The organism is Paraburkholderia sp. USG1 (assembly GCF_031570135.1).
Lineage (GTDB): Bacteria > Pseudomonadota > Gammaproteobacteria > Burkholderiales > Burkholderiaceae > Paraburkholderia > Paraburkholderia dioscoreae.
Genome location: NZ_JAMWXW010000005.1, coordinates 114744 through 133392 on the forward strand (window position 1 = coordinate 114744; position 18649 = coordinate 133392).

20 protein-coding genes are annotated in these 18649 nt (G+C 61.6%); 7 read left to right on the plus strand and 13 right to left on the minus strand.

What is annotated here, in order from left to right:
- Positions 1–22 precede the first annotated feature (22 nt).
- Both NE850_RS08665 and NE850_RS08670 read right to left on the minus strand, forming a co-directional pair.
- Positions 23–793 carry a PP2C family serine/threonine-protein phosphatase gene (locus NE850_RS08665; RefSeq protein ID WP_007178253.1) on the minus strand — a complete coding sequence of 257 codons (771 nt, stop codon included), beginning with the start codon at positions 791–793 and terminating at the stop codon, positions 23–25.
- A gap of 5 nt (positions 794–798) precedes the next feature.
- The gene (locus tag NE850_RS08670) at positions 799–1086 is read right to left on the minus strand and encodes a hypothetical protein (protein ID WP_007178252.1); all 288 of its coding nucleotides are present in this window, start codon (positions 1084–1086) and stop codon (positions 799–801) included.
- 469 nt (positions 1087–1555) lie between these two features.
- On the opposite strand from NE850_RS08670, the gene NE850_RS08675 reads away from it, so the two are divergent.
- Entirely contained in the window at positions 1556–2059 is a 504-nt protein-coding gene (locus tag NE850_RS08675) for a lecithin retinol acyltransferase family protein (protein ID WP_007178251.1), read from the plus strand.
- A gap of 47 nt (positions 2060–2106) precedes the next feature.
- Positions 2107–2361: a hypothetical protein gene (locus NE850_RS08680; RefSeq protein WP_007178250.1), complete on the plus strand. Its 255-nt coding sequence runs from the start codon at positions 2107–2109 to the stop codon at positions 2359–2361.
- A gap of 4 nt (positions 2362–2365) precedes the next feature.
- Here NE850_RS08680 and NE850_RS08685 read toward each other — a convergent pair whose 3' ends face one another.
- From NE850_RS08685 to NE850_RS08700, 4 genes are all read right to left on the minus strand, one after another.
- The gene (locus tag NE850_RS08685; protein WP_007178249.1) at positions 2366–3244 is read right to left on the minus strand and encodes a LysR family transcriptional regulator; all 879 of its coding nucleotides are present in this window, start codon (positions 3242–3244) and stop codon (positions 2366–2368) included.
- Positions 3245–3342: 98 nt separating this feature from the next.
- Complete coding sequence (gene tehA, locus NE850_RS08690) at positions 3343–4365, minus strand: dicarboxylate transporter/tellurite-resistance protein TehA (protein WP_007178248.1); 1023 nt, start codon at positions 4363–4365, stop codon at positions 3343–3345.
- Positions 4366–4647: 282 nt separating this feature from the next.
- Positions 4648–4998 carry a response regulator gene (locus NE850_RS08695; RefSeq protein WP_007178247.1) on the minus strand — a complete coding sequence of 117 codons (351 nt, stop codon included), beginning with the start codon at positions 4996–4998 and terminating at the stop codon, positions 4648–4650.
- A 6-nt stretch (positions 4999–5004) separates the two neighbouring features.
- Positions 5005–6480: an ATPase domain-containing protein gene (locus NE850_RS08700; protein ID WP_165189305.1), complete on the minus strand. Its 1476-nt coding sequence runs from the start codon at positions 6478–6480 to the stop codon at positions 5005–5007.
- Positions 6481–6835: 355 nt separating this feature from the next.
- On the opposite strand from NE850_RS08700, the gene NE850_RS08705 reads away from it, so the two are divergent.
- The 3 genes from NE850_RS08705 (at position 6836) to NE850_RS08715 (ending at position 9549) form a co-directional block, all read left to right on the plus strand.
- On the plus strand, positions 6836–7882 hold the full coding sequence (locus tag NE850_RS08705) for a phytoene/squalene synthase family protein (RefSeq protein WP_007178245.1): 1047 nt from the start codon (positions 6836–6838) through the stop codon (positions 7880–7882).
- A 151-nt stretch (positions 7883–8033) separates the two neighbouring features.
- Positions 8034–9206, plus strand: coding sequence for an acyltransferase (locus tag NE850_RS08710; RefSeq protein ID WP_007178244.1), 1173 nt, complete (start codon positions 8034–8036; stop codon positions 9204–9206).
- A gap of 94 nt (positions 9207–9300) precedes the next feature.
- Entirely contained in the window at positions 9301–9549 is a 249-nt protein-coding gene (locus NE850_RS08715; RefSeq protein ID WP_007178243.1) for a hypothetical protein, read from the plus strand.
- Positions 9550–9929: 380 nt separating this feature from the next.
- Here the strand turns inward: NE850_RS08715 and NE850_RS08720 are convergent, their stop codons facing one another.
- From NE850_RS08720 to NE850_RS08750, 7 genes are all read right to left on the minus strand, one after another.
- Positions 9930–10247, minus strand: a complete 318-nt coding sequence (locus NE850_RS08720; RefSeq protein ID WP_007178242.1) for a DUF4148 domain-containing protein — start codon at positions 10245–10247, stop codon at positions 9930–9932.
- A gap of 217 nt (positions 10248–10464) precedes the next feature.
- Positions 10465–11154 (minus strand): hypothetical protein, encoded by a 690-nt coding sequence (locus NE850_RS08725; protein WP_007178241.1) that lies wholly within the window; start codon positions 11152–11154, stop codon positions 10465–10467.
- Positions 11154–11636: a glycoside hydrolase family 108 protein gene (locus NE850_RS08730; RefSeq protein ID WP_007178240.1), complete on the minus strand. Its 483-nt coding sequence runs from the start codon at positions 11634–11636 to the stop codon at positions 11154–11156. Before NE850_RS08730 ends, NE850_RS08725 begins: the two co-directional genes overlap by 1 nt.
- Positions 11637–11734: 98 nt before the next feature.
- Positions 11735–13168, minus strand: a complete 1434-nt coding sequence (locus NE850_RS08735) for a tetratricopeptide repeat protein (RefSeq protein ID WP_007178239.1) — start codon at positions 13166–13168, stop codon at positions 11735–11737.
- A gap of 359 nt (positions 13169–13527) precedes the next feature.
- Entirely contained in the window at positions 13528–14391 is an 864-nt protein-coding gene (locus tag NE850_RS08740; protein WP_007178238.1) for an ABC transporter permease, read from the minus strand.
- Positions 14392–14407: 16 nt separating this feature from the next.
- Positions 14408–15202, minus strand: coding sequence for an ABC transporter ATP-binding protein (locus tag NE850_RS08745; protein WP_007178237.1), 795 nt, complete (start codon positions 15200–15202; stop codon positions 14408–14410).
- Between the two features lie 42 nt (positions 15203–15244).
- Complete coding sequence (locus tag NE850_RS08750) at positions 15245–16264, minus strand: ABC transporter substrate-binding protein (RefSeq protein ID WP_007178236.1); 1020 nt, start codon at positions 16262–16264, stop codon at positions 15245–15247.
- 272 nt (positions 16265–16536) lie between these two features.
- Between NE850_RS08750 and NE850_RS08755 the strand changes: the two genes are divergently transcribed.
- Both NE850_RS08755 and NE850_RS08760 read left to right on the plus strand, forming a co-directional pair.
- On the plus strand, positions 16537–17214 hold the full coding sequence (locus tag NE850_RS08755; RefSeq protein ID WP_310698643.1) for a response regulator: 678 nt from the start codon (positions 16537–16539) through the stop codon (positions 17212–17214).
- Positions 17204–18598: a sensor histidine kinase gene (locus tag NE850_RS08760; RefSeq protein ID WP_310698644.1), complete on the plus strand. Its 1395-nt coding sequence runs from the start codon at positions 17204–17206 to the stop codon at positions 18596–18598. The genes NE850_RS08755 and NE850_RS08760 overlap by 11 nt, the downstream gene beginning before the upstream one ends.
- Positions 18599–18649 lie beyond the last annotated feature (51 nt).

Genomic DNA, 18649 nt, shown 5'->3' on the forward strand with positions numbered 1-18649 from the left:
CCGCAGCGCGACGAAGATGCGCTCAGGGGGCCGGGTTAAGCAGGGTTTTGTCCGATGCGTTGGGATCTTCTGCGCGCACGACCACGGCGGTGATGTTGTCGCGACCGCCGCGCGCGAGCGCCAGGTCGACGAGCTCTTCAGAGGCGTTCGCGCTCGCCGCCTTGCTCAGCACGGCGAGCATGTCTTCTTCGCTGACCTCGTTGCTCAGGCCGTCGCTGCAGAGAAGGAAGACGTCGCCGTCCACGACTTCGATGGCATCGTCGTCGAGTTCGAGCACGTCTGTCGCGCCTACAGCGCGCGTAATCATGTGCTGCGCCGGATGATGCCGTGCCTCTTCCTCGGAGATCACGCCGAGCGACTTGAGCGCTTCGACCTGACTGTGATCGCGTGTGAGCTGCCGCAAGCTGCCTTCGCGCAGCAGATACAGGCGACTGTCGCCGGCCCACACATAGCCGCAGAAGCGGTCGCAGGCGAGCAGCACGACGACCGTACTGCCGATACGCTGCACCTGGCGTCGCGCGGCTTCTTCCCGCAGTTGACGATTGGCGCTTTGCAGGCGCGCGCGCGCGTCGGCGACGAAGGCTTTCATGCTGACCGGCGAGGTGAGCCGGGCGAGTGCATCGATCACCAGACGGCTCGCCAGATCGCCGACCGCGTGCCCGCCCATGCCGTCGGCGACGGCCCAGCGTCCGAGCTCGGACTGGTCGAGGCAGGCATCTTCGTTGATTTCGCGGACGCGTCCGGCGTCGGAACGCGCGGACGACGTCCAGCGAAATTGGCTGGCACAGGTCACAACGTTTACACCGTATCGTTTCTGCTGCGTGCGTCGGGGGAGACACTGATGTTCGAGTTCGCGCCGGCGTTGCGTACGTCGATCGACTGGAACGTGTTGATCATCTGGTTAGCATAGAAGTTGTTGGTCACGTCGTACAGGTTCACGACGGGTCCAATGCTCGGCGTATTGCGTACATAAGGCTGGATCCAGCCGTATACCCACGGTGCGCCGCCGCCACCGCGAATCGCTGTCATCGCTTTACGGTCTAGCGCGAGGTTCAGCGAGAGGTCGTTCACTGTGATAGAAGCCATGTCGTTCTCCGGTTGGCCGCGTGTAACGCGCGCGGTGACGCGCGGTTTGAATGAGTCTGGGCGAAATGGTGCAAGTGCCATGCCAATTCGCGGACGATTCACGCGGTTTGCCGTAACGCCTTGATTGCCGGGCGATTCCGCGTGCTTGCATATCCCGCGCAAGGTGAGGCGCGTAGTCATGGGTCGGCTGGCGCCCAACAAGCTCGGGATTGAACCGATACTGCGCCCAACACATCGAGGCGTTTCACCCGTCCTCATTAATCGACGCGCTTCCACCCCGCGCAGCCGTGACGAATGAGCGCCCTACGCCAACACTTTGGGCGAAATTCTGTCGGCTGGCAACGGACACTCGTCGCATCCGCAACGATCCGATTTCCCGCGAAACCCTTTAAATAAAGGCTTTCGCGCGCATGGCCCGGATGATGCAAATAACCTCGCAACAGTGTTGGAAATCGAAGCGAGGCCAGCCATGAACACGAACCCTCTTCAGACGAGCAGCGAAAGCAGCGAAGACCGCCGCGACGCCGCGTCCACCATCGACCTGCCGGTCGGCGCGCATCTCGTCACGCAACGTCGCGGTTACGAACACCACGGTATCTATGTGGGCAATGGTCGCGTGGTTCATTACGCGGGCTTTGCGAGCTCAGCGCATCGCGGCCCGGTTGAGGAAGTGGAACTGGAACAATTCGCCGCCGGCCACCCGCTGTCGATCCGTTCGACTCCGTCCGCCCGCTACGTCGGCGACGAAGCCGTACGGCGCGCGCGCTCCCGTCTCGGCGAAAACCACTATCGCCTGCTCACGAACAACTGCGAGCACTTCTGTTCGTGGTGCCTGCTCGGTGAAAGCCGCAGCGAACAAGTGCATTGCTGCCTGCGCCATCCGCGCACCGGCATGCATGCGCTGGTGTGCCTCGTGAAGGCTTTCGTGGAAAGCAGTGCGAAGGGCGCTCAGGGTTCCGTGCGGATGGCGTGAACGGGCACCCCTCATTTTCAGTGATTCAGGTATTCAAGGAGAACATCATGGCTGCCGCAGAAAAGAGCTTGCATTGGGCTGTGGACAAATGGCTCGCCCCGACCCCGTCGATGCCCGCGCGCGTCGTGCAGTTCTGCCACCGCGCATCGCAGCATCAGCGCTATGTGTGCGTGGAAGCTTTGCGGCCTGGCGGGCTGCTATCGATCTTCTTCTTCCGTCATGACGACGGCTCGTGGAATGTGTTCCCGCCGCAAGCCGAACGGCCCGCAATGAACGGCCATCGCCGCACGGTGCTTTGCTAGCCGGCTAATTCGGCGCCTGTGCGACCGCCTCCTTGATGATCCACCGATTGAACAGCAGCATCGCCGGTGTAATGGGTTTGCCCTTCAACCAAGTCAGCCAGTAACTGCCGGCATGAACCTCCACCTCGAACGGGTGCACAAGCCGGCCTGTGTTGATCTCGTGATCGAACATCAATGCGGGTGCGAGCGCGATACCCGCGCCCTGCATCGCCGCTTCCACCATCAATCGCGACGAATCGAACACCGGTCCGCGAATCGGCCGCGGCGGAATGCCAGCGGCCGCGAACCAGCTGATCCAGTCGTCGGCGCGATAGGAGCGCAGCAAGGTCTCGTTGGCGAGATCCTCCGGCTTCGACAGACGCGCGGCGATCTCCGGCGTACATAGCAGCGCGAGCGGCGCGTCGAGCAGGCGGGTTGCGAGCGAACCGGGCCACGTGCCGTCGCCGAAGCGGATCGCGAAGTCGAGACCTTCGGTCGCGAGATCGACCAGATTGTTGTTCGTGAGCAGGCGCAGTTCGACGAACGGATGCGCGTCGCGAAACGACTTCAGGCGCGGCATCAGCCAGCCCACCGCGAACGTGCCCACTACGCCGACCGTCAGCACCTCGTGAAAGTGGCCACCTTCGAATTGCTTGAGTACGGCTTCGATACGATCGAACGCATCGGTCAACACGGGACGCAGCGCGAGACCTTCATCGGTCATGGCAAGGCCGCGCGGCAGACGCTTGAAAAGTGCAGTGCCGAGCCGCTCCTCCAGGGTTCTGACCTGCTGGCTGACGGCGGCCTGGGTGACGTTCAGTTCGAGCGCCGCGCGCGTGAAACTCAGATGCCGCGCGGACGATTCGAAAGCGCGCAGCGCGTTCAACGGAAGATACGGTCGCATGGCGAAGGCATAAGGTTTTCTTTTGAGTTGACTAACTTATCATCGTTTGTCAGCGGCCGGCCGAATTCCGATAGCCTCGCTCCATCCGTTCCGGGGAGCTAGCCGGCCCGTACGATACGTGAAGCGGCCGGTGCCTGCGATGCGGGCCGCGAACCGGCGGCCGCAGTGGCCGTGGCGGGAATCAGCTTGCCATGCACCAGCAAACCCAGCGTCTTCACCACCAGAATCGCGATGATCAGATTCGCCGCGATGAACAGACCCGGCGCGGCCCATTCGACCGGACCCGTCGCGCCTCGTTCGACCATCCGAAGGACCATCGTGGGCAGTGCTGCTACGCCGAAGCTGAAGGCCCAGTAACCCGGCACGAAAGCCTGTTGGCGAATCCACGGCAGCAGACGCAGCAGCAACAGCGCCTGGTACAGGCCGTAACCTAGCAGGGCCAGGGCGAACAGGTCGGGCGTGCCGCTGCTCAGGCTCAGATAGGTCACGCCTCCCACCACCGGCGGCGCGAGTTGCACGCCCAGCAACGGGCGCAATGCGTCGGGCAGCGGTTCATGCACGGCGGCGCGGTGCAGGATCAGCGATTCGATCGCGAGCCACGACAACAGACCCACCCCGAAAAAAAGCCCGCCCAGTTGATGGAACCCGAAGGCGGCCGCAGCCGTGCCCGCCACGAAGCTCGGTGCCACGGTCGGCAGATAAATGGCAGGTGTCACCAGTTCGGGCTTGCGCCCGCCCTGCCAGAGCCGTCCATGCAAATACACGCCGAGCGCGAGTTGCGCGACCACGGCCACGCCGAACAGCGCGAGCGCCAAAGTGTGCGCGTACGGCTGGAGAAGCTGCGCGGCCAGCAGACTCGAAACGGGGCCGAGCGCCGCAAACGACGATTGCACAGGATGCTGCATTTCCGCGCGGGCTTCGGCGGCATGCGTCAGCCACTTCTGGCCGTATGCCGCCAGAATCACCAGCCACACGACGAGCGCGGCCACCGTCATCAAGGTGCCGATGGCGGCCGGCAGGTGCCAGAGCCTGATCGCTACGCGCCACAAGTTGGCGAACGCCAGCGCGCCCACTGCGATTCCGAAGAAAGCAACTGGAATCGTCCCACGATTGCTGTTCATCACCGATCCTCCGAAAATTGCGTCGCGCTCCACTGTTCCGGCTTCGCGCGATCGATGGCGTACTGTAAAAGGCGGTGGCAAAACGCGGAACGCTGGGCACGCTCAACAAATGGCGCGATCGTCTCAAGATGCTGGAAGCGGTCGGGTGGAGGATTTTTGCGGCGTTGCGTTTCGTCGCGGTTTTCCGTGTAGCCCGGATGTTCTCGCAAGGAGAAAGAGGTTGTGGACGGGCGCGCTCGCAGCAAGCGCTGCAGCCCGCCAGGTCAGCGGTCCGGCGCCGCTTTATACGGCCATGCGCTGAAGCATCGCCAGCAGTGTGTCGAACGAAAGCGGCTTGCGTGCGTATTCGATGGTCGGATTCGGCTGCACGGGGATATCCGCGGCCGCGCTGCACAGAATGATCGGAATGGCGCGCAGATCGGGGTCGGCGTTCAGCGCCGCGCACAATTGCAGCCCCGACATGACCGGCATCATGCAGTCCGACACGATGATGTCGGGCCGCGTCTTGCGTATCTGTTCGAGTGCGGCGGCCCCGTTCGACGCGACCATCACGGTGTAGCCGTGCCGTTCCAACAGTAGCCGCCATACCGTGAGAATGTCGAACTCGTCGTCCACGACCAGGATGGTTTTCATGGGCGGCTACGTATTTCGTCGCGGTGGCAGCGTGGCCGACAGGCCTGTTGCCGGGTACGCGCTGGCGGGGTTCCCCAGGTTTTCGACCACGTCGAGACCCTGAGACGAAATCACGAGCTCTCGCAAGGAAGTGTCGTGGGCGCTTTCACGCTGCTTGACCACGGAAATCATGCGCCGCAGACCCGCCTCCGTTTCGGCGTAGCGCAGCAGCAGGAGATTTTCGGTCAGCGCCGAGACCCGCACGCTTTTCGCATGGCTGGAATCGGCGTAAAGCGGCAGCTCTTCTGTCAGCAAGGTGGTGACGCAGGCTTCGCGAAGCTGGTGCAGCAGCGCATTCAGAAAGAGGCCGAAGCGCTCGGTGCGCAACGCCGAATCGCGGAATCCTTCTACGCCGTCAATGACGATGCGCGACGCGCCGATCTTCCTGACCGTGGCGAGTGCGGTGGCCGCGAGTTCGTCGACGGCGAGCTCAATGGCGGGCTGCCACTGGATCACGAGCCGGCCGTCCTCATGAGCTTCGGTAAGCCCGATCGACACAGCCTCGGCTTTGCCGATCAACCGCTGCGGTCCTTCGTAGAAGCCCAGATACACACAGCGTTCGCCACGCGCGATGCCGGCGGCGAGAAATTGCAGGCAGAGCAGCGTCTTGCCGACGCCCGACGGGCCGATCAGCGTAGTCGTGGAGCCTCGCGCAAAGCCGCCGCCGAGCAGGGCGTCGAGATGCGGCAGGCCGAACCCGAGGCGCGTTTTCAGATCCACCGGACCCGGCTGCACGGCACATTGCGCTTCGAGACGCGGGAACATCAACAGGCCGCTTTCGGCAATGCGGAAGAAATGCTTGCCCATCAGGTGATTGCGCGCGCGCATCTTGTGGACTTCGATTTCGCGCGCGCGGCGCATGCCGTCGCTGTACCGGTTCAGTTCGATCAGGCCGTCGACCAGCGTATGTTCCGGATGCGGTTCGTTACCGGAGAGCGGGGCGAGCAGCAAGGTCGTGCAATCCATAGCCGCGACCAGCGCGTTCAGCTCATGAATGAACTTCGACAGCGACAACTCGGTTTCGCTGAATTCGCGCGCGCTGCGAAAGCCGTCGATAATCATCAGGCTCGGCCGGTAGTCATAAATGCTCGACGCGATCAGCTTGAGGAAGCCGTCGAGACCGTCCTGCATCAGTTCGTGATAGCCGGACACGAACAGCATCTGCTGTGCGACCGCGTTCTCGTCGAAGAAGCTCAGTCCCTTGAGATGCCCGAGCAGCTTGTCGTGCGATTCGGCGATCAAGGTCATATACAGCACCTTCTCGCCCTGGCTTACACGATGAAAACCAATCTGGCTCGACAGAATCGTCTTGCCGGCGCCCGCCATGCCTTCCAGCAGGTAGACGCCGCCGCGGACCAGACCTCCGCCCAGGATCTCGTCGAAACCGGGGACGCCCGTTTCGACATTGGATCGGGAAGACGTCGGAGATTCGTGGATAGTCATTGTCGAAGTGTCATTCAAGGTGTGCAAAAGCGACAGCTCGTACCCGAACCGTCTGTTGCTCAAACTACATACGCCAGCAATTCGCGTTCCCGCTGCGGGACGGCAACGCTGCACATCGGCATGGATGCAGGGGGATTCTACCTGGCAGCGGCTGGCTTGGCGAACGGCAATAACCGGGCGGCGCATGCGGGAGGTGTGGCGAATGGGCGCGACGGCCCGTGCTGAGCGCCGGCATGCAGGCAAGTCTTTCATCCGTGCAAGATGACGGGAAGGAGAGCGGGAGCGCCGCGCCGTATACAATTCGGCAGCGCCAGATTCTTGCCCGCTTTTCGCCAATCCTGACCTGATCCCATCCATGCCGAATCCGACCCGGGCCTTTCTTCTCGGCCCGCTCCTGAAAGGCGTTTCACGCTCCTTCTATCTCACGCTGCGCGTGCTGCCCGCCGGGATGCGCGATCCAATCGGACTTGCCTACCTGTTGGCGCGTGCGGCCGACACGATTGCGGACACCTCGCTGATCGCGCCCCAACGGCGGCTTGCCCTGCTGCTATCGCTGCGCGAACAGGTGAACGGCGCAACAGACGACGCCGCGCTGTTCCAGCGCATGGCCGCCGAAGTGGCGGGGCAGCAGGTCCAGTCGGATGAGAAAGTCCTGCTCAAATCGCTCGGCCCCGCGCTCGACGTGCTGTCGCAACTGAGCGAATTCGACCGCGAGGCGGTGCGCGAGATCGTATCGACGCTGACCGAAGGCATGGAGTTCGACCTTCGCACTTTCCCCGACGAACGTTCCGGCCAGATCGCGGCGCTGCGCGAATACGACGAGCTCGACCGCTACACGTATCTGGTGGCGGGTTGCGTGGGCGAATTCTGGACCACGATGACTTACGCGCACATGCCGGGCACGCTGAAGGAACGGCCCGAGATCATGGCGCGGCGCGGCGTGCGTTTCGGTAAGGCGCTGCAGATGACCAACGTGTTGCGTGATTGCGGCAAGGATTTGCGGATCGGCCGCTGCTACCTTCCGCAGACCATGCTCGACCGATATGGTCTAAGCGCGCAAGACCTGCTGTTGCCGGGCAACTCCGTGCGTGCCCGGCCGTTGATGATCGAGCTTCTGCGCAAGACCGTGGATCATTTCCGCGAAGCTCTCGACTATACGCTGGCCATTCCCGCGTCTGCCGTACGGCTGCGCCTCGCGAGCCTGTGGCCGATTCTGATCGGTCTGGAGACGCTGATCCTGCTGGTGGACAACGACGCCTGGCTCGATCCGCAGAAAGTGTCCAAGGTACGGCGCAATAAGGTGTATCAGATCATCGCTTCGTCGCTGTTGCTGGTGCCTTCGAATGGACTGGTGCGTCACGCGGTCGAACAGAGAATCAGGCAGATCGAAGCGCGTTTCTGAACCTCGTGAACCGTTTGCGGTTCGATGAGGGGCCTCGCCGTATTCCGACGGATAGCCCGCCTGTCTCATAGGCAATGTGGGCGAACGTACCGAATAAAAGCAGGGTGAGCCGTAGTTTGATGGACAACTTCTCTGTCCAGTTCAGACTCACATGGCGCCCACCGGCAAACAGCATTGCGACACTTTGGACCTGATCCGCGCATTGGCGGCAGGCACGGTATGCGTGAGTCATCTGCGCAATCTCATGTTCGTCGACTACCGTTCAAGTGCCGGAATCGGGCTGGCGGGCAAGGCGTTCTATTTTGTCAGCAACTACGGCCACACTGCGGTGATCGTGTTTTTTCTGCTGAGCGGATACTTCGTGGGCGGTTCGGTGTTGCGCCAGGCCGAGGCCGGGACATGGAACTGGCAGCGCTATCTGACCGAGCGCATGTCGCGGTTGTGGATCGTGCTGATTCCCGCACTGCTGCTGACAATGTTTTGGGATCGCATGGGCATCGCGCTGGCGGGCGGACCATTCTATCTCGGCACCGAAGGGACGTTCGATCAGCAGATCAACGTCGCGTCGCATCTCGGCGCGGCGACGCTGGCCTGCAATCTCGTGTTCCTGCAGACCTTGGCGTGCGGTACTTATGGCTCCAATGGGCCGCTGTGGAGCCTTGCCAACGAGTTCTGGTATTACCTCTGGTTTCCAGCGTGTTTCGTGCTATTGCGCCAGCGTCGCGGTTTCGGCGCCTTCGCCGCTGCGGCGTTCGCACTCGCCACGATGATTGTGTTCCCGTCGCTTCTGAGCGGGTTCGGACTATGGCTGCTCGGCGTCGTCCTGGTGGTGCTGGAAAAGCGCTTTCCGGCGCGCAGCGCGCGTACGGGCTTGCCCTGGTTCACGCTCGCGAGCGGTGCAGTGTTTGTCGCGGCGCTGGTGTGCTCGCGTTTGTTCCTGTGGAGTAACGACTGGATCGTCGGCGTGCCGTGCTTCATATTCCTGCGCTGCATTCTCTGGGAAAACGTCCGGCTGCATCCGGCGCCGCTGTCGCGTATCGCGATACGGTTTTCCGGGTTCTCGTATTCACTGTATCTGACGCATTTCTCGTTCATTCTATTCGTCGCCGCGGTCGGATTCGGGCAGCGTATCCAGTTCGATGCCCGCGGCGCGCTAGTGCTGCTGGGCATGCTCGCCCTGTGCTATGTGTATGCCTATGCCGTTTATCTGCTGTTCGAGCGGAACACCAAACGCGTGCAGCGGAGCATCCAGAAGTTCCGTTTTCTGCGGACAGCGCCGGGTCCGGTCGCTCCGCGTGGCGGATCGCGCGGAAGCATTGGGTGATTTAATCTGCATCATGGAATAGCGCCCGATGGGGAAACCCCTAGGACCATGCATCCGAGGTTCGCGTTAGTCTGCTCAAAAGAGGAGGCTAACCATGAGACAAGCGTTCAATATTGCCGTCGTGCTGCTGCTCGGCTATCTGATGGCGGATAGGGCGCTGATGCGCGCGCAAGCGGGTGAGATGGGGACGATAACGTGCCATCAGGGCGCCGAACTGGTCAAATCGGACGCGCTGAAAAAAGGCTTTGGAGACACTGGCGCCAGCAGTCAGGGCGAGAATTTTCTGTCGAGCTGTCTCGTCACCGGGCGCGGCCAAGTGGGCGATCTGGTCGCTCGCGACTGACGGGGTTCGCGGGCCCAATATCTGAAACGGACCCGTCACCGGCTGTTGCCGAGGCCGTTGTGATATTCACAGAGGCGCCGCCAAACCGCACGCTGGGAAAAAGCGCCCGGACCGTGAAGGTCCAGGCGGAAGTCATCGGAAGCCCGATGACGGAGGTAAGGAATACACAACTGGCCCGCGATCGGGAATACTCGGTCGCGGGCCAGTTCTTTGAATCAGTGCGCGCATGTCATCTGCGCGCTGAGCGTCCTCGCCGTGCACAAGTCTTGGTGCCTGCGCGGGGCAGTCCGCTGAACAGCAGGTTACGGCTGGGTTACCGCTTGACTACCGCATAGCCGCCGCCTCATTGCCGCTTGGCCACTTTGCCGCTTAGTTGCCGCTTAATTGCCAAAGTAGACCGATTTCGGGCCGTTCGCGGGAACCGGGCGACCTGCTTGTGACGCGCCACTCACCACACCGCCGAAACCACTTTCCGCTGCCTGCGCGGTGCCGTTCTGAGCGGCGACGCGAGCTTCGGCGGCCTGAATGTCAGCCGGGTAGTACGGGTCGTCGCGGCCCGGTTGATAGCCTGCCTTTTCGAGTTGAATCAGTTCGGCACGCACTTGGGCGCGGGTCACCGGCTGGTTGGACTGCGCAAACGAAGCCACAGGAGCGGCGAGCACAGCAGCGATAACAACAGCTTGAATGAGCGATTTCATGATGAACTACCTCCAGTTCGGTTTTTGTCGTGCTACGAGCGTTCTCGTTCGTAGTCAGTGATTGCATTCTAGTTTTGCGACTTGGAGAGAGTAATCACCGTTTCAGGTAATGTTTGTTGCTGAATCTGAGACAAAACGACTTCAACAGACGATGCACACAGCGAGCCGTTCCCTCGCCGCTTGCATCGTCCGGACTGCGGAACGCCAGGAACGCCAGTCAGTTACCCGAAAAGATCGGACCCTGTGCGCCCGGCGCGAACTGCTGGAACACCTCGGCATGCGACGGCGCGGGAGCCGCTTGTGAACGTGGTGCCGAAGATGCGGGCTCACGCAGCGTGACCGCGCTGTCCGGCGTAATGGGCACACTGGGCTTGGCGAGCAGTTCGGTCTTGCGCATCGATCCGATCGACGTGCCGAAGTAGTAACCGATGATGCTGATCCACGCCGTACCCAGCGCGCCGACGATCACGTTGACGAGATCCTTGTTTGGCCCCGGCAGCGGCTGGAAGGCCATGAGCAGCAAAATTCCGAGGAATCCCGCGGTAACCGCCATAGCGAGCACCTTCGGCACCCAGTCCTTGTTGGAGACTCCCATTGCGCGCGCGTCGGCCCGATCGGCGGCCTGGATGCGCGCCATGTCGCTTTGGTGCGCGAGACCCGCCTGGGCGGCGGTGACGATCAATTGTTGCAACTGCAACGAGTTCGCACTCTCTGCCTGGCGGATCTTCTCGAGTGCGCCGGGATCGTTCAAGGCGGGCTCCACGAAGGTGGGATCGCTTGGCGTTCCGAGTGCATGTGAAATGATCGAAGCGGCGGCTGTCACGCCCAGGCCAACCGGACCACCCACCAGCCCGGCGAGAAGCGGGGCGGTGCTCCCAATGTTCGAGGCTACTTTTGACCAGTCCATCATGCTGCTCCCAGGAGAAGATTAGAGGCCATTCTGTCTGTCCATCCACGGCTGAAATTGGGCCATGCATGCAGGTTGCGCAGGTAACGCAAGCGATAGGCGGCAAAGCGCATGACAAACTTCAACGGGTCAGCGCTTTTGACCGCGTCCAGTGTGTCCGGGCCGAACTTGCCGTCTTCTTTCGCGCCGGACGCCTTTTGCATCCACAACACCACCAGGCCGCCGTTGTAATTGGCGTCGAATATCTGGAAGGCCACTCGCGCGTCGAGTTCGTCGAGGTGCAACGGATCCCAGTACTTCTGTTTGGCAATCTGTTTCGCAGTATCCAGAGGCAGATCTTTCATGGCGCCGGTATAACCCTGGCTGCGCGCCACGCGTGCCGTCACGCCCCACATAGTTTCACCGCCAGGGTCGTGCGGATTGAAGGAGTACCCACCTTCATTTCCGATCAGAGCCTTGAATGCATCATCGAAGTTGTCCATCGACCATCTCCTCTTCCACTGTGTGTACTACTGCGAAGGTAAAGTGCTTTCGGGCCAGGCCATTTATGTGGCGGTCCATCCAATACTGCCGACTGCTCTCAGGCGGTTTGAAACGGAAGTGCTGCGGGGGGATTTGAAACGGGTCTGACCTGTCCATCGGGTGTGGATGTGTCGGGGCGGTCGCCTTCCTGAACCGCCCTGGCGATCCGCGCCAGATGACTTTCCCGCGCCGAGACGCTCCCTGCGTCGAGTTGCTGCGCTTGCGCATATTTGCGCGAGGCGCCGAGCAGATCGCCTTTGCGATCCAGTGCCCGGCCCCATTCCGCGTATGAGGGCGCCAGATCGGGGCGCAGTGCGACCGCGCGGGAGAGCTTTTCGATCGCTTCGTCGTAGCGGCCCACGGTGACGAGCGCTTCGCCCCAATCGTGCAGGTTGTCGACGGAGTCCGGCTTCATGCTGCCCGCCTGCCTGAACGCGTCGAGTGCTTCGGAATAGCGATTCGCATGCAACAGCACGTCGCCGAGAAGACGCAGATTTTCAGCCGTCTTCGACTTCTCGCTCGCACCCGCTCGTAATGCTGCGAGCGCGTCGTCGATGCGATGCTGCTGTTCGAGCGCAATGCCGAGGCTTGCGCGCAGCACCGCCGAATGCGTGTACACGGTCAGCGCTTCTCGGGTTTGCTGTTCGGCCTCTTTGGACAGGCCCTGATTGGCAAGCAACCACGCTTTGCCGGCCAGCGCCCATTCGCCTTGCTCGGAGGCGGGCAGTGCCAGCACCTCGTCATAGATCGAGACGATCTCGCCGTAATTGCACTGCGCGAGCGAGCACCTGGTTTTCTGCACTTGCGAATAGAGATGGCTGGCGAGAATATTCGGCTCGGCGAGACGCATGGCTTTGACCGCAATGTCATGCACGAATTTTTCCAGATCGCGTCCTTCGAAAGGCACCGTGCTTTCGCGGGAATTGAAGGGGCCGCCCTCTATCTGCACATGGGCTATGTAGGAGTCCGCGCTGTCGTTCACCTTGGTGATGCCGACGTGAACGACAACATCCGTGCGCTTGATGACGCCTTTGATGAAGCGCACCGTCGTCGCATACGACATTTCCTGACCGGGGATCTGTATGTCCGGTTGCGCATCGTTATCGGTCATGGTGTCGTGAGGAATCGACTCGGCGTCCTGGCCGATCGCTCTCATCGAAGACATGATGCGTTCCGCGAGAAAGTTCGACGTATAGCCGCGCTCCACCAGCGACTGCGGCGTTTCGACGGGCGGCACCAGCAATTGCCGCGTGAGTACGCCGCGCACGACGAGGCAGAGGAAGCCGATGGTAAGCACCGCGAATACCCACGGCAAAACATACGGCCACAATTGCTTCGGACCTCGCCCGATGAAACCGGCGGTCCGCAACCCGAGCGGCACGAGTCCGGTCGCAAAGCGGCGGGTTCGAGTGCGATGCTTCGAACCGCTTTCTGCGAGAAAAGACCGGCTTCGCCAATTCACTGGCCGACGCTGACTTTGCACACTCGACATGACGCACCTCGATTTACCCGATGTTGGCAAGTACACGACTGGGTGGCGCTTATTACGCATCGACCGTGCCACTGCGCACAGTGCCTTGTGCGGCGGGGCTGTACGCTATTGCGGCGAGTGTGAGAGCGGAAATGTGTTGCGTGCGGGCCAACGAACGCTGGCTACCAGTTTGTTGGCGGGAGACAGGCGGTGGGGAATTAAACCGGCGGATTCGTCGGCTTCTGCGTAGCGCACCAGAACTGCGCGTTCAAGGTACTTCGTGTTCTTCGTTCCGTACAAAAGAAAATGCCGTTCAGCCTGTGACTGAACGGCATTCCATTTTCCCCGAAGCCGTCTTCTACACAGCCCGGATAATCCGCTTAAACCGCTGCCGGCCTCCATTTCAACAACCGCTGTTCGACCGCGGTCAACAGATAGTCCGCTGCCAGTGCGACCACAGCCAGCACGATCATCGCCGCGAATACGCCACTCGCGTTGAATGCGCCCTGCGCGGTGGAAATGAGCAGACCGATACCCTGCTTCGAACCGAGAAACTCGCCCACCACCGCACCGACCAACGCAAAACCGAAGCTCACGTGCAAGCTGGCAAGAATCCAGCTCAACGCTGAAGGGATCACCACCGAGGTGGTGACCTGACGGCGCGATGCGCCGAGAATCTGCGCATTCGCGATCATGTAACGATCGGCTTCACGCACGCCCTGGAAGGCATTGGCGAACACGACGAAGAACACCATCACCACTGCCAGCGCCACCTTCGACGCCATGCCCAGACCCAGCGCAATCACGAACACCGAGCCGAGCACCACGCGCGGAATCGAATTGGCGATCTTGATGTAGAGACTGAAAACGTCGGACAGTAGCTTGTTACGGCCAAGCACGATGCCGCAGAACACACCGGCCACCGAACCGATAATGAAACCGAGCCCAGTTTCTTCGAGCGTGACCCACACCTGGGTGAGCAGCGGGCCTTGCGAGGTGCCGTTCACAAACCAGTCGACGATCTGGTCGAAAATCGCACTCGGCATCGAGAAAAAGAACGGGTCGATCCACTTCAGGCGCGCGGACAGTTCCCACCCGCCGAGTACGACCACCAGCACGACGATACGCAACGTGATCACGAGCGCGTGACGTTGCCGGATACGCTTTTGCGCCACGCGTTCGACTTGTGCGAGCGACGCGGCGTCGATGCCCGAAGGCATCATCTGTTGAGAGGTAGTAGACATGTTTGCCGTTCCTTGATTAACCGATCTGCACTTCTTCGCGCAGGTCGTGCCAGATGTCACGCGAGATTTCGATGAAACGCGGGTCGTAGCGAACCTCCGACGTCACGCGCGGACGCGGCAGATCGATCTCGTACACTTTCTTCAACGTGGCCGGGCGCGCGGTCAGCACGAATACGCGGTCGGCGAGTGCAATCGCTTCTTCCAGATCGTGCGTGACGAATACCACCGAGCCGGCACCCCCCCACAATTGCAGAAGTTCGTCCTGCATCAACGTGCGTGTCTGCATGTCGAGCGCCGAAAACGGCTCGTCCATCAACAGGATTTCCGGCTTGTTGATGAAGGTTTGCGCGAGCGCCACGCGCTTTCTCATACCACCGGACAGTTGATGCGGATAGTGCTTGCCGAATTTGTCGAGGCCCACGCGGCGCAACCATTCGTTGGCTTCGTCATACGCGGCCGATTTCGAGCGGCCGCGATACAGCGGGCCCGCCGCCACGTTGTCGAGCACAGAGCGCCACGGGAACACGGCATCGGCCTGAAACACGAAGCCGATGCGCGGATCGATGCCGTCCACCGGCGCGCCCATCACGCGCACTTCGCCCGTGGTGGGCTTCAGCAGGCCGGTAATCATGCTGAGTGTGGTGGACTTGCCGCAACCCGTGGGGCCGACTACCGCGACGAATTCGCCGCGTGCCACGGACATGCTGAAGTCGCGCAACGCGATCGTCGCCTTGCCATCCGGAGAAATGAAACGGCACGATACGTTGCGCATCTCGATGGCTGGCGTATCGCGTGACATGGGTTGATTCATCGGCTGGTGCCTCGCTGTTCTCGTGACGTTGATTAAAGAGCGTTACTTCGCTGCGGTCTTGACCGCCGCCGACACGTAGTCGTTGCTGTAGGTCTTGGCGAGATCGATATGCTTGCCCTTCACCGAGGGATTGAACGCCGACAGCACCTTCAACACCGTGTCTGGACCGTCGGCGGGCATCTTGCCGTCCTTCGTGAACATCGGCAGCGACGCCTTCAGCGCGCCGACGTACAGGTCTTTATTGTTGCCGTAGTAGTCCTTTGGCATCTTCGCGGCGATTTCTTCCGCGCTGTGGGTCGCGATGAAGTTCAGCGTCTTCGCGAAAGCATGCGAGAGCTTCGCGGCCTCGTCTTTATGCGACTCCGCCCATGCGCGCTGCACATAGAAGCTCGAAGCCGGATAGGTGCCGCCGAGCGCGGCGCGCGTGCTTTCCAGCGTGCGCATGTCGACCAGCACTTTGGCGTCGCCGGTTTTCAGCAACTGCGAGATAGTCGGCTCGGTCGTCATGCCCGCCTCGATGCGGTTCTGCTTGATGGCCGCGATAAAGCTGTTGTCCGCGCCCACCGGCAGCAGTGTGTATTGTGTGGACGGCACGCCCGCACGTTGTGCGAGGTATTGCGTAAGGAAACTGGTCGACGAGCCGAGTCCGGTCACGCCGAGCGTCTTGCCCTTCGAGTCGGCCATGCTTTTGAAGGTATCGGCGGCCTTGGTGGAGACCATCTCCACTTCACCCGGCACCTGCCCGAACACCACTAGCGCCTGGACTTCCTTGCCCTTGCTCTGCAGGTCGATGGTGTGGTCGTAAAAGCCCACCACGCCTTGCACCGCGCCTGCGAGCAGTTCGTTCTCCGCATCGACGCCGGCCGGTTGCGAGAGGATTTCGACGTCGAGGCCCTCGTCCTTGAAGTAGCCGAGTTGCTCCGTGAGTTTGGCCGGTAGATAGATGATCTTGGTGGCGCCGCCGACCATGATCGTGAGCTTTTCCGCGTGAGCGGCGGCCGAAGCGGCGGCAAGGGTAAACGCAACACCTGACACAGCGGCAATCTGGCGCAAGGTACGCATGAAGCAGTCTCCTTAGGTTTGGTCGCCGCTGGGTGATGCATGCGGCGCTTTCTGGGTGAATGACGGCGATTATAGAAATTGGAAACCTTCTGGTAGCTTTCTGGGCCGGGGGCAAATCATGGGTGTTAACCCGAAACCTCGCCGCGACCTCGCCAAAATCTCACCCCAACGCCCGGCCCAAACTCCGCAACGTATGCCGCAAACCACAGAGGAAGCGCGCAAACCCCTTGTTTTACGGCACAATCGACGGCCTGACTTTTGCCGCTCCCGCCATGAAGCTGCTGCTTATCGAAGACAACCCCACGCTGGCGCACTGGCTCGCGAAGATGCTGGAGCAGGAGGCGTTCGCGTTCGACGCCGTGCAGGACGGCGACGCGGCCGACCAGTTGCTGCGCACCAACCACTACGACGTGATCCTGCTCGACCTGAATCTGCCCAAGCTGTCGGGCAAGAACGTGCTGCGTCGTTTGCGCCAGCGCGGCGATGCGACGCCGGTGCTGATTCTGACGGCAAGCGGTTCGATCGACGAAAAGGTGGAATTGCTCGGAGCCGGCGCGGACGATTACCTGGTCAAGCCGTTCGAAGTGCGCGAGCTGATCGCGCGGATCAAGGTGGCGATCCGGCGGCAGTCGCCCTCAAAGGCGAGCGAAGTGGTATGCGGCGATCTGGCGTTCGACATCGATACGCGGCAGTTCACACTCAAGGGCGCACCGCTGAACGTTACGCCGCGCGAGCGTTCGGTGCTCGAAACGCTGATCCTGCGGCTGGGCAAAACCGTCACGAAGCCAGCTCTGGTCGACGCGATCTTCACGCTCGCAGACGAGCCGAGCGAAGACGCTGTGGAGATCTATATTTCACGTCTGCGCAAGAAACTCGACGGCAGTTCGGCAGCTATCGTCACGCTGCGCGGGCTCGGCTATCTGCTGCGCAAGAAAGAAGATGACCAATAGCTTGCGCATGCGCCTGTTGTGGTGGCTGCTGGTGCCGCTCGCGTTATACGTGTTCGTGACCGGCAAGGCTGAATACGACAATGCGCGGCGCACGGCGGATCTGGTGCAGGACAATCAGTTGATCTCGTCGGCGCGCATGATCGCAGGCGAAGTGGAATGGGTGGACGGCTTCCTGCGCGTGGATGTGCCGCCCGCCGCGCTCGAAGTATTCGTGTCGCCTTACCGCGATCAGGTGTTCTACAGCGTGAGTGTCGACGAAGGGCGTCTGCTCGCAGGCACGCCTGATTTCCCGGCGCGTCCGGAGCAGGCACCGGATACACCGGATCATTACGACACGCATCTGCAGGGGCATTCCGTGCGCGCGGTCGGCCTCGTGCGTCTCATGTACGACAACGGCGCGACGCGCCGCGTGCGCGTGACGGTCGGTAAAACGGTGCGCTCGCGCGACGCAATGGCCCAGCAGTTGTGGCAGCCGCAACTCGTGCGGCAGATCGAGATGATCGTGCTTGCGGTCGCCTTGGTCTGCATCGGTCTGACCTTTGAATTGCGGCCGCTAATGAAGGTGAAAGAGGATGTGGCGGACCGCGATCCTATGCAACTCGAGCCGATTCGTGTCGAGCGCCTGCATACTGAATTGCGGCCGATTGTCGAAGCGATCAATCAGTGCATTTCGCGGCTTGGTGTTCAGGTGGCTGCGCAGCGCCGCTTTATCGCCGACGCAGCGCACCAGTTGCGCACGCCGCTTACGCTGCTCGGCACGCAGTTGCAGTTCGCGCGCCAGCAGGACGGTTTGAATTCCGCGCTCGATGAAGCACTGGCTGCGATGCACCGCAGTAACCGTTCTATGGTGGGGCTCACGAACAAGCTGCTATTGCTCGCGCAAGCCGAGGCCGCCGACACCACCCAACTCGCCGTGGAAACGGTGGACCTGGTGCCGCTTGCCCTGGAAGTAGTGGAAGATCTCGCGCTGCTTGCACAGGCCCGCGACATCGATCTGGGGGCCGAACTGAACGGACCCGCACCGGTTGCGGGACATCGTGGCCTGCTTCAGGCGTTGATCGCGAACCTCGCCGAGAATGCGATCCGTTATACCGGCAGCGGTGGCCACGTCACTGTAGGCGTGGATGCGGAAGGCGATACTGTCACCGTCAGTGTGCTGGACGACGGTCCCGGTATTCCTGCCGAATCTCGCAGCCGTGTATTCGAGCCGTTTTTCCGGGCGTCGACGGATACGGAAGGCACCGGGCTAGGTCTTGCTATCGTTCGTGAAATCGCGGACGCTCATCACGGTGACATCACGCTGAAACCCGGCGCGGGTGGTAAAGGCGTGCATATCAGCGTGTCGTTTCCGCGAGCTGCGGTTGAGCAGTCACGGATGGTTTGACGCTACGGTCGGGATCGAAGCTCTCGGCGAGAGTGTGCGAGACCTATCAAC